An 11,771-nucleotide genomic window follows, 5' to 3' on the forward strand; every position below is an offset into this window, starting at 1 on the left:
TCTATTCTAATATCTTCTGTTCAAATGAACATAAGCTTCTGGTGTCACCATTCTCCCTCTTGAAGTTCGCTTAATAAATCCAATTTGTAATAAATATGGTTCATACATATCTTCGATTGTTTCAGCATCTTCAGAAATATTAGCAGCTATCGCTCCTAATCCGACTGGTCCACCATCATATAAATCAATCATCGCATTTAGCAATTTACGGTCAATTGCATCTAGTCCCTTTTCATCTACTTGAAGGACTTTAAGAGCTTTTTGCGTAATTTCTTTTGAAATGCCACCTTCTTCATAAACTTGAGAAAAATCACGGACACGTTTTAATAAACGATTGGCGATACGTGGTGTTCCTCTTGAACGAAGGGCAACCTCTCGAGCAGCTTCTTCATGAATGTCACTTTCAAATACGCTAGCTGTTCTCTTAACAATTTCAGTTAACGATTCCTCATCGTAATATTCCATATGAGAAACAATTCCAAAACGATCCCTTAACGGAGCAGATAAAGCACCCGCACGAGTTGTCGCACCTACTAAAGTGAAAGGTGGTAATGGAAAATGAACGGGATGGGCTGTTGGCCCTTGTCCTACTACAATATCAACAAAGAAGTCTTCCATTGCAGAATAAAGCATTTCTTCAACAACACGAGGTAAGCGATGAATTTCATCGATAAACAAAACGTCTCCAGCATTTAAATCATTTAATAATGCGACTAAATCTCCAGGGCGTTCAATGGCTGGTCCACTCGTTGTTTTTATTCCTACTTCTAATTCATTTGCAATGACCATCGCTAAAGTTGTCTTCCCTAACCCAGGAGGTCCATATAATAAAACATGATCCAAAGCTTCTTGCCTACTACGTGCTGCTTGAATATAAATGGATAACTCTTCTTTTACTTTTTGTTGACCAATATATTGTTGTAAATTTTGCGGTCGTAATGATAATTCCGTTGAAACTTCTTGTTCATCTAACGGACTACCATCTACAAATCGATGTTCTTCCACACAATTCTTCCTTTCTATTTCATCAATAATTTAAATGCAATGGATAATGCTTCTTGAGTTGTTTGAGGAGCTGCTGTTTCTAACTCTTTCCAAACTTTTGTAATTTCTTTTGCAGAATATCCTAATCCTAATAATGCTTCTCTTGCTTCTTCTAGATGTTTCATTCCAGTTGTCGTCTCTACTTCTGGAGTAGCTACTTCTTCCACTACAATATTCGTGAATTTTCCTTTTAAATCTAATACAATTTGTTGAGCAGTTTTTTTACCAACTCCAGGAAATTTTGTTAAATACGTAATATTGCCGGATTCTACTGCTTGGATAAAACCATTGACATCATCATTTGCTAAAATAGATACGGCACTTTTGGGGCCAATTCCAGAAACACTAATTAATTTTTGGAATAATTCTTTTTCCTCATCACTTAAAAAACCATACAATGTAATCGAATCTTCTCGAACAATTTGTTGAAGTTCAACTCGAATCACTTCATTCAACTTTGATTGGATACGATAAGGATTGGCAAACATAATTTGATATCCAATTCCATGGTTTTCTACAACAATATACGTTGGCTGAATAGCCACTAATTCTCCTTTAAGATATTCGTACATCTCATACCTCCGTTTTATTTCATCCTATTAAGTGTATCACGAAAACGGCTTAAATTCTAATAATCTACTGAGAAAATAGCATTAAATATATGCAAAAAAAGACGATAGATTTAAATTCTATCGCCCATTTTATTTATTAGTAATTTCATTATTCTTCTGTTTTATTTCGACGTATCTGTAATTTAGTCTGCCAATCTTGCATTTGATCAATAAACTTTTTACCTTTTAATCGAATTCCTACAAATTCCTCCATTAATGAGTCACAAAGCCTTTTTAAATCAGCTTTTGTTTCAGCAGATAAACTTAATGACTGAATTTGTAAAGGTGATTTCATTGCAACAAGAAGTCTCGCAATATGTACTGCTTTCGGACTTAGTTGCAATCTATTCTCATCTTTATCATAGTGTCTTGAACACAGCATTCCTTGATGCTTCAAAGAAATATCAAATGGTCCAACTGACTCATCACAAAAACAACAATTTTGCCATTGAAAACCTATCCCAAAATATTTTAACATTTTCAATTCAAAATAATGCATCAAAATAAAGGGATCTAAATCATTTTCCACTGCACGAATGCAATTTTCTAATAAATCATACAGCTCTGTATTGACGATTCGGTCTTCCATCACTGCATCCACCAATTGCATCATATACGTCATGACTGCTTGTACTTCAATTTGTTCATAAACACGTCGATGATTTTGAACTTCAAGACATTCCCTAATAAAGCTAAATCCATTTTGATGAATGGTTCCAATAAAAACAGCTCTTGTAAAGGGTAAAGTTGCTGCAGATAAAGGATGACTTGAGCGTTGTAAGTTTCTTACAAAAAACATTTGCTTCCCAAATTCTCGAGAGAAAATCTTAACAATCATATCATGTTCTTTATATTCTTGTCGAAATAGAACAATACCGGTAAACTTTTGAAAGTATTCCATAAAGTCACCTTAATCTTTATAATCTGTTGTTCGATATCCAAAGTCTTGTAAATGACTTTTCTTCTTACGCCAATCTTTTTCTACTTTAACCCATAATTCTAAATAGACTTTATTTCCGAGTAATTGTTCGATATCTTTTCTCGCTCTCACACCAATTTCTTTTAGCAATTTACCACCTTTACCGATGATAATTCCTTTTTGAGTTGGACGTTCCACAATAATATTAGCATATACATGGACTTTATCAAACTCATCTTTTTGCATTTTATCTACAGTAACGGCTACTGAGTGAGGAATTTCTTCTTTTGTTAAATGTAAGATTTTCTCACGAATTAACTCAGATACAACGAAGTATTCCGGATGATCTGTAATTTGATCACTTGGATAATATTGAGGACCTTCTGGTAAATGATTTGTTAAAGTTGTCATCAATTCTTGGACGTTATTTCCTTGTAAAACTGAAATTGGAATAATTCCAGCAAATGGGATCGTTTCTTGATACGATTCAACTCGGTCTAATAATTCATCTGGAGAAATTAAATCAATTTTATTTAATACTAAAAATACAGGTGTTTTAATTTTCTTTAATTTCTCAATAATGAAGTCATCACCAGGACCTCTTTTTTCTGCAGCATTTACCATAAATAATACAGCATCCACTTCTTTTAAAGCAGAATAAGCACTCTCCACCATGAAGTTTCCTAATTCATGCTTTGGCTTATGAATTCCTGGAGTATCTAAAAATACAATTTGACAATCTTGATTCGTATAAACTCCTTGTATTTTATTACGTGTTGTTTGAGCTTTATCCGACATAATTGCAATTTTTTGCCCTAAAACATAATTCATAAAAGTAGATTTTCCTACATTCGGTCTACCTACAATTGCTACAAAACCTGATTTAAATTGTTTTGACATATGACTCTCCTTATAAAAATATTTGTAAAATCTTTGGAATAAAAATTCCAGAAGCCATTAAGAGAACAAAAATAGATCCCATTAATACAACGCCTGCTGCTACATCTTTTGCTTTTTTAGCAGCTAAATGATAGTTATGTTCTACCATTAAATCGACTAATTGTTCTACAACGGTATTTAACATTTCTAAAATAAACATTAAAAAGATACAAAATATAATCCAATACCATTCTAGTCTTTCAATTTTTAATACGACTCCTAGTATTACCACTAAAATAGCTGCCGCAACATCAAATCTAAAGTTTCGTTCATCTTGAAATACGGTTTTAATACCATTAATAGCATGTTGCAATGATTGTTTGAAATGATGATTTTTTTCAACTTGTTTATGCATTTCTTGTTAAACCATAGGCTGTTAAAATTTCTGTTTGCAAGCCTGTCATTTCTTTTTCTTCTTCTTCTGTTTGATGATCATAACCATTTAAATGCAAGAAACCATGTAACGCTAAGAAGCCTAATTCACGTTCTAAACTATGTCCATATTCTTCTGCTTGTTCCTTTGCACGATCCACTGAGATAATAATATCTCCAATAGAAGTGACAAAATTTTCATCTGAAGCCATAAAGTTTTTAATTGGATCCATATCTTCATCTTCATCGTCTAATGCAAAACTAATGACATCTGTTACTTTATCAATATTTCTAAAATCTCGATTAATCTCACGAATTCTTTCACTTGATACAAATGAAATACAGCATTCACGATTTTCTGGATAATGTAAATAGTCACTCGCAAATGACACGACATCTTCTACTAATTTTTGATATTCTTCTTTTACTACTTCGGTTTCGTCTATTAATTCAATAAACATAATATTTCCTTTCTATTTCGCTTCTTGTTTTTTGATTGTTGGATATTCAATTCTTGAATGGAATGTACCATTTAAAGATGTCACAATCATTTTTTCTACAATTGCTATTTCTTTCATCGTAATATCACATTCTATAAATTGTTCATCTTCTAGTCGATTCATAATAATGGAATGAACTAACGCTTCTACCTTTTCTAAGGTAGGTTCTTTCATCGCACGAGTTGCCGCTTCTGCACTATCCACAATATTTATAACTGCTGCCTCTTTTGTTTGAGGTTTTGGTCCTGGATAACGGAAGTCTTCCTCTTTCACATCCGGATTATTTTTCAATGCTTCAGCATAAAAATATTTCATCAATGTTGTTCCATGATGTTGCGCACATATATCAATGACTGCTTGTGGTAATTGATATTGTGTTAAAATTTCTACTCCTTTTGTCACATGATTAAAAATAATCTGAGCAGATTCTTCAGCGCTTAACTGTTTATGAGGAGATTCCATATGCCCCGGTAAATTTTCAATAAAGAAAAATGGATGTTCTAACTTTCCAATATCGTGATAATAGCAGGCTACTCTTGCTAATTGAGAGTCGCCACCAATCGCTTCTACACAGTTAGCAGAAATATTTGCAACCATTAAACTATGGTGATACGTTCCAGGTGCCTGAGTAATTAGGTCTTTTAATAATGGTTGATTTGGATTCGATAATTCAGCCCATAATAATACTGAACTATCTTCGAATACATAAGCTAAATACGGCATTAAAATCACCGGTATTAAAAATGATAAAAATCCACTTAATAGTAAAAATAGAAAGACAAGCATTGTTTGTTGCGTTTGAAATTCATAATTACTATAAAACACAAATGGAACTCCTAATAATACAGGATAAACTAAATATTTGATAAAACGTTTGAACCATAATTGATTCTTCCACAAAGTTTCATTTAAAATCCCAATCCAAGCAATGACTGATAGAAATACAGTCGTTAAAATTAAATGCAACACATTTGTTGATTGAGAAAAGAAAAACCATGAAAAAATTGGTAACAATACAATTGAAAAAATGGTAAGTCTTAAACTCTTTGTTAAACGATAGAGAAGATACACCAAACCTGCAACTGGGAATATCAAACCAATGTGTTCCACTCCTCGATGTTGTACTAACGCTAATATTTTTAACACTAAAACACCTGCAACAAATATCAAACTAAAAACAGTTAAAGCAGTTGCTGTATCACTAGAATTTGGTTTATCAGATGCAGTTGGTTTATAAAAATATACAGCTAAGAAAATAATGATTCCTGTTAAGAATAATAAATAACTAAATAATTCATGATAGTTTCGTTGTCCATTACTTAACCCAAATAATTCAATTAATCGAATCTCTTGATTTGAAATCACATGTCCTTCTTGGACAAGCACTTGCCCCTGTAAAATTTTTACTGGAGTAACGGCTGCTTTTGCGGCATCCTTTGCCTTTTGAGTTGCTTCTTTATCAACTACATTATTCACAATAACTGAAACTGTCACCAATTGGCCTAATAATTCTCTTTCTGTATCAGAATAATCACTATAGAATAAAGTTTTCTTTGCCTCTTCTTGAGCTTTTGTAACAGTGCTTTCACTAATTGGATTTTTCATTTGTGTTTCTACAACTGATTTTAATGTTTTCTCATAAGAAGCCAACTGTTCATTATTCGCTTGTAATAATTGAGAAATATATTTATCAGGTATGAAAATGGCAAATTCTCGAATGGATTGATTCTCTTTTTCAAGTGATTTCTTAAAATATTGAACTCTTTCTTGAGTGGTTGCTACTCTTGTCACAGATTCTTCAGAAGAATTACTTTGATCTGTTTTAATAATTTCAGCAGATGCTTTTGAAGCAACAGTCTTAATTGCTTGGAAAAATTGCTGAATATTCGTTAGTTGCTTCGTTAATCGTTCTTGGTCAAACACTAATACGTCACTAACAGCATCCATTGCTACTTGCTGATTTTTCTCTGTTTGAGCTTTATCTTCCAACGTTCTTGGCGCACGAATCGTTTCCTTAGCAACTTGATTTAATTCTACTGTATAAGTCGTTGGTTTTACACTTCCATATCCAATGACAAGTAGTCCAATAAATGTTAAAAAAAGAAGTAAGGGCAAATAGAAAATGCCCAAAACTTCCTGAAATTTTCGCAGTTTCTGTCTCATTTTTCATTTACTCCTTACTTATTCACCTTGTTCTGAATAGGCATCAATAATACTTGATACTAATGGATGACGTACAACATCAAATGCATCGAATTCTACAAAAGAAATACCACTAATTCCTTTCAGTTTATTTTCTGCATCTACTAAACCACTCATATGACTTCCTTTTGGTAAGTCTACTTGTGTCTTATCCCCATTAATAATCATTTTCGAACCAAATCCTAAACGAGTTAGGAACATTTTCATTTGAGCTCTTGTTGTATTTTGTGCTTCATCTAAAATAATAAATGCTTCTTCTAATGTACGTCCACGCATATACGCAAGTGGAGCTACTTCAATAACTCCTCGTTCTAATAAACGATTTGTATGTTCAACTCCATAAATCGCATATAACGCATCATAAATAGGACGTAAATATGGATCGACCTTTTCTTTTAAATCCCCTGGTAAGAATCCTAAATTTTCCCCTGCTTCAACCGCTGGTCGTGTTAAAATAATTTTCTTTACTTGACCTTTTTTCAAAGCTTGAACTGCCATCACAACTGCGACGAAAGTTTTCCCAGTTCCTGCAGGTCCAATTCCAAACACCATATCTGTTTTCTTAATTGCATGAATATATTGTTGTTGTCCAAATGTTTTTGCACGAATCGGTTTACCAGAAAATGTTCGACCAATTTCCTCATTATATAAATTTAAGAAATAATCTAATGTACCTCTTTTAGCCATTTTAATGGCAGTTACAATATCCGTTTGAGAAATTGAAATACCACGTGCAATTAATTCTTGTAGTTGTTCTAATAATATGATTGTTTGCTTTACAGACTCTTCTTCACCGGAAATTAACAATTGTTCTTCACGATGAGTAATGATTGTTTCAAACGTTTCTTCCAACAATCTCAAATGTTGATCCTGTGAACCAAACAATTGAACAAGTTGTGGATGATCTTGGATTTCTAACGCTTGTTTATAATTTTGTTCTACCACACTGTTAACCTCCATTTACTGTATGTAGCATTATTATAGCATATTTTGCACAGTTCTTACTATGAATTTAGTGTGAGGAAATTATCTTACAAAAAAATAATACCGCAGAATTAAATTTCTACGGTATTATTTCTTTCATTTTGAAATAACTAAAAGTCTATTTGAATTCTGATTAACCTAAATGAGCTTTCACTTGTTCTTTAATCACATTGCCGTCTGCTTTTCCTTTTAGTTCTTGCATAACAGCACCCATTAATTTACCAAATTCTTTTTGAGTTGTTGCACCAATTTTTTCAGCAACAGTAGCAATGACTTCTTTTACTTCTTCTACTGATAATTGTTTTGGTAAGTAACGCTCTACAATTTCAATTTCCGCTTCTGTTTTGGCAACTAATTCATCACGACCTGCTTTAACAAATTCTGCTAATGATTCACGACGTTGTTTTGCTTCACGTGCTAAAATCGTCAATTCTTCTTCAGCATTTAATTCTTCTTTTTTATCGATTTCTGCTGCTTGAACGGCAGTTTTAATCATTCTTAGTACAGCTAATGTTTCTTTATCTTTTGCTTTCATAGCTTTTTTAATATCATTATTCAATGTTTCTTTTAAACTCATGATTTTCACTCCTTAAAATACGAAAAAGACTGAGACGTAAATCCCAGCCTTTACTTAGTCATATGATACACAGAGTTGACTAGAACTTACGTTTACGAGCTGCCTCTGATTTTTTCTTACGTCTTACACTTGGTTTTTCATAAAACTCACGTTTACGAGCCTCTTGTAAAGTACCAGTTTTAGAAACAGTACGTTTGAAGCGACGAAGAGCATCATCAAGTGATTCGTTTTTACGAACAACTGTTTTTGACATATCCTATTCCCTCCCTCCGAGCATTAAAAGTAACTGTTTTCTTTTGAATAGAATAACCAAACAAACGAAATGTCCTTTTTTTATTATAGAAAAGGTTTGCTCAATTGTCAATTAGATACACTAATATTTTTCCTTAAAAATTAAGTTATTTCTTTTGAATTATGAACTTGTACGAGCACATTTTTCACATAATCCAAAAATTTCAAAACGATGAGAATGTACTTCGCAACCCTCTAATTGTGTTTCAAAATAAGTCATCGGACAAAACTCAATTTCTTTTGTACGCCCACATTTTTCACAAATAAAATGATGGTGATGACCTTCATGACTACATCCAAAACGGAATAATTTTTCACCATTCCATTCAGTTGTTTCTAAAATGCCTAAATCTGTAAAATCATATAAATTACGATAAATGGTATCATAACTCATATTTGGAAAATCTACTTCTAACAATTGTTGTACTTGTTTTGCGGACAAATAGCGATCTTCATGACTAAAAATTTCAATAATCTTCTCACGTTTACTTGTATATTTGAACCCTGCCTGTTTTAATAATTGAATCGCTTGTTCAATTTGTCCATGATGGCAATGGCAGTGATGATGTTGTTTTTCATTTTCACTTGAATGATGATGTGCTTCTTCGTGGTGATGGCAACATTCATGCTTATGATGGGTATGCTTCTCTCCATGATGATGACAACATTCTTTTTTTTGATTTTCTTTATGATGACAGCATCCGTGTTCATGATCGTGTGGCATAAAACTTCCTCCTATTACTGACTAATAATTTTTGAAAGTAAATCTGGGTCAAATTGATTTTGACGAATCATTTGAATTTCATATAAGTAAGGTGGTTTTTGATTTTTCTTATCTTCTCCAACATATGGAGTTTCTAAAATTTTAGGAATATTTTTAAATTTCTCTTCTGATACTACTTGCATTAAAGCATCAAAACCAATTTCACCAAATCCAAAATTCGCATGACGGTCTTTATGTGCTCCACAGACATTTTTAGAATCATTAATATGTAGTACTTTTAAGCGGTCTAAACCAATCACTTTATCAAATTCCGTCATAACGCCAGAAAAATCTTCTTTTAAGTTATATCCTGCATCATGAATATGACAAGTATCCAATGTCACAGATAATCGATCATTATGAGTAACACCGTCAATCATACGGGCAATCTCTTCAAACGTTCTCCCTAATTCAGTTCCTTTTCCTGCCATTGTTTCGAGAGCAATTTGAACTTTTTGATTTTTATCAATGACTTCATTCAATCCTTTTACAATTTGTGTAATCCCTACATCAACCCCTGCACCTACGTGAGAACCTGGATGAAGAACAACTTGTTTTGCACCAATGGCTTCAGCACGACAAATTTCTTCTCTTAAAAATTCAATCGCAAAATCTAAATAACCTTCTTTTGTCGTGTTTGCTAAATTAATAATGTAAGGAGCATGTACGACTACTTCTTCAATCCCATTTGCTTGCATAAATGCTTGACCTTGAGAAATCATTAATTCTTCAATCGGTTTTCTTCTTGTATTTTGCGGTGCTCCAGTATACACCATCATTGTATTTGCTTTATAACTAGCTGCTTCCTTTGCAGACAATAACATCATTTCTTTTCCACTCATGGAAACATGAGATCCTAATAACATCTTTATTCCTCCTCATTCAAATCACTTTTATTTTACGTGACAAATCATGAATCATCAAGCATTATCCCTTTTAAGTAATTTTCAATGAAAGCTTCTGTTAACCCCTTACCTTTTACTTTTCAAACACTTTCATAATTGGTATAATAAAAAATGTATAAGATTAAAATAGGATTATAAAAGGAGCGCCTATGGAAAACGTTAACAAAATAATTCGTAATAAAAACGTTCAATATTTCATAAGTTTTAGTGCTTTCCTACTTGCCTTTGGTTTTTCCATTATTCCATTAATTGATGCCAGCCCATCACCCTTTTCATCTCAAGTTGAGACAACTGTAGTAGCAAATCATCAACATGAAGAAGAAACACAAAATAATGAAAAACTTGATAAGTCATTAGTTGCTCAAGTAGCAGCTGTAGAAACTGAAACTTCTGTTAAATTATATCAAGAACCTAATACACAACAATTTCCTATTGCGGAAGTAAAAAAAGGTGAATATGTACTCGTTTTACATAAAGTCAATGACGAATGGTTACAAGTTCAATTCCATCAACAAGTAGCTTGGATGCCAACAAAAGATGTCTTATTAACTCATTTAATGATTGGACACTCTAGCGGGCCTGTTTCAATGTATAAGGAATCTAATAGTACTTCTCAAGTTGTGACTACCATTCCTTTTGGTCAGCCTTTCTATTTATTAGATGATCAACAATCAAACTTTGCTAAAGTATCCTATAATGGTCAAGAAGGTTATGTTGATAGTAATCAATTAAATTATGCTGTTGACCATATGAATGAATTGTACAAATTACAAGCAGGATTACCTCAAACCTTAGATGCGAAAAAAATGGTCGCTACAAAATTAAAAGAAACACCACTTTATGAATCAGCTGATATGTTTTCAAAACGTATTAGTACTGTAAATGCTGGAACAATTTTTAATTATGAAGACCGTGAAAATGATTATTATAAAGTATCTATTGGTAATGGTAAAAAAGCTTATATTCCATATTGGTTAGTTAATGCAAACTTTGCTGCTGTTGAAACGGATTCTCACCTCCCACAAGGAATTGAACAAGCAAAAATTGTCATCGATCCAGGTCATGGTGGAGATGATCCAGGCGCTGTTGTGACTTTTAGTGAAAAACACGAAGCCGACCATACTCTAACAACTGCTCTACTATTGAAAAAAGAATTAGAAGATTTAGGCGCAACTGTTATTCTAACTCGTGATTCTGATAAGAGCGTTAGTTTAGAAAATCGTGCTCAATTAAGTAATCGTGAGCAAGCAAATGCCTTCATTAGCTTGCACTTTGATTCAGGTCCAAACCCGAATGCTTCGGGAACAACTGGTTATTACTTTGCAGCAACAAGTGAAAACTTAGCACAAACCGTGAATAAGTATATTGCTAGAAACTTAACTGTTAAAAGTCAAGGAACTAAATTCCAAAACTTCTTAGTGTTACGTGAAAATAAACAACCATCTATTCTTTTAGAATTGGGTTATTTAAATAATGTTGAAGACAATAAATTAATTGAGTCATCTGAATATCAAGAAAATATTGCAAAAAGCATTGCAAGTGCTTTGAAAGAATATTTCCAACAATAGAAAAAAGATACAGGCGAAAAACGCCTGTATCTTTTTTTATTGGCTCATCGACAAATTCTGTTGGTGGATCAAATTTAACACCAAATTAAGTCTTTA

The 11,771-nt window shown here is 32.7% G+C and carries 13 protein-coding genes; 1 reads left to right on the plus strand and 12 read right to left on the minus strand.

Going from position 1 to position 11,771, the window contains the following annotated elements; all coding sequences use genetic code 11:
- Positions 1–6: 6 nt before the first annotated feature.
- The 12 genes from ruvB to RYK07_RS02470 form a co-directional block, all read right to left on the minus strand.
- Entirely contained in the window at positions 7–1,005 is a 999-nt protein-coding gene (gene ruvB / locus RYK07_RS02415; RefSeq protein WP_314852218.1) for a Holliday junction branch migration DNA helicase RuvB, read from the minus strand.
- A 14-nt stretch (positions 1,006–1,019) separates the two neighbouring features.
- The gene (gene ruvA / locus RYK07_RS02420; protein WP_314852220.1) at positions 1,020–1,616 is read right to left on the minus strand and encodes a Holliday junction branch migration protein RuvA; all 597 of its coding nucleotides are present in this window, start codon (positions 1,614–1,616) and stop codon (positions 1,020–1,022) included.
- A 148-nt stretch (positions 1,617–1,764) separates the two neighbouring features.
- Complete coding sequence (gene recO, locus RYK07_RS02425; protein WP_314852222.1) at positions 1,765–2,556, minus strand: DNA repair protein RecO; 792 nt, start codon at positions 2,554–2,556, stop codon at positions 1,765–1,767.
- A gap of 9 nt (positions 2,557–2,565) precedes the next feature.
- Positions 2,566–3,474 (minus strand): GTPase Era, encoded by a 909-nt coding sequence (era, locus tag RYK07_RS02430; protein WP_006702501.1) that lies wholly within the window; start codon positions 3,472–3,474, stop codon positions 2,566–2,568.
- 10 nt (positions 3,475–3,484) lie between these two features.
- Positions 3,485–3,868, minus strand: a complete 384-nt coding sequence (locus RYK07_RS02435) for a diacylglycerol kinase family protein (protein ID WP_314852223.1) — start codon at positions 3,866–3,868, stop codon at positions 3,485–3,487.
- Positions 3,861–4,346: an rRNA maturation RNase YbeY gene (gene ybeY, locus RYK07_RS02440; protein WP_006702499.1), complete on the minus strand. Its 486-nt coding sequence runs from the start codon at positions 4,344–4,346 to the stop codon at positions 3,861–3,863. The genes RYK07_RS02435 and ybeY overlap by 8 nt, the downstream gene beginning before the upstream one ends.
- 12 nt (positions 4,347–4,358) lie before the next feature.
- Positions 4,359–6,548, minus strand: coding sequence for an HDIG domain-containing metalloprotein (locus tag RYK07_RS02445; protein ID WP_314852225.1), 2,190 nt, complete (start codon positions 6,546–6,548; stop codon positions 4,359–4,361).
- Positions 6,549–6,566: 18 nt separating this feature from the next.
- Entirely contained in the window at positions 6,567–7,547 is a 981-nt protein-coding gene (locus tag RYK07_RS02450) for a PhoH family protein (RefSeq protein ID WP_314852226.1), read from the minus strand.
- Positions 7,548–7,704: 157 nt separating this feature from the next.
- Positions 7,705–8,148: a GatB/YqeY domain-containing protein gene (locus tag RYK07_RS02455; RefSeq protein ID WP_314852227.1), complete on the minus strand. Its 444-nt coding sequence runs from the start codon at positions 8,146–8,148 to the stop codon at positions 7,705–7,707.
- A 79-nt stretch (positions 8,149–8,227) separates the two neighbouring features.
- Positions 8,228–8,401 carry a 30S ribosomal protein S21 gene (gene rpsU, locus RYK07_RS02460; RefSeq protein ID WP_005605651.1) on the minus strand — a complete coding sequence of 58 codons (174 nt, stop codon included), beginning with the start codon at positions 8,399–8,401 and terminating at the stop codon, positions 8,228–8,230.
- Positions 8,402–8,560: 159 nt separating this feature from the next.
- Positions 8,561–9,163, minus strand: a complete 603-nt coding sequence (locus RYK07_RS02465) for a Fur family transcriptional regulator (protein ID WP_314852229.1) — start codon at positions 9,161–9,163, stop codon at positions 8,561–8,563.
- Between the two features lie 14 nt (positions 9,164–9,177).
- Positions 9,178–10,068, minus strand: a complete 891-nt coding sequence (locus RYK07_RS02470) for a deoxyribonuclease IV (RefSeq protein WP_314852231.1) — start codon at positions 10,066–10,068, stop codon at positions 9,178–9,180.
- A 188-nt stretch (positions 10,069–10,256) separates the two neighbouring features.
- Here RYK07_RS02470 and RYK07_RS02475 point away from each other — a divergent pair, with 188 nt between their 5' ends.
- A complete protein-coding gene (locus RYK07_RS02475; protein ID WP_314852232.1) occupies positions 10,257–11,675 on the plus strand; it encodes an N-acetylmuramoyl-L-alanine amidase in 1,419 nt (472 codons plus the stop codon).
- Positions 11,676–11,771 lie beyond the last annotated feature (96 nt).

This window comes from uncultured Granulicatella sp., assembly GCF_963528315.1.
Classification (GTDB): domain Bacteria; phylum Bacillota; class Bacilli; order Lactobacillales; family Aerococcaceae; genus Granulicatella.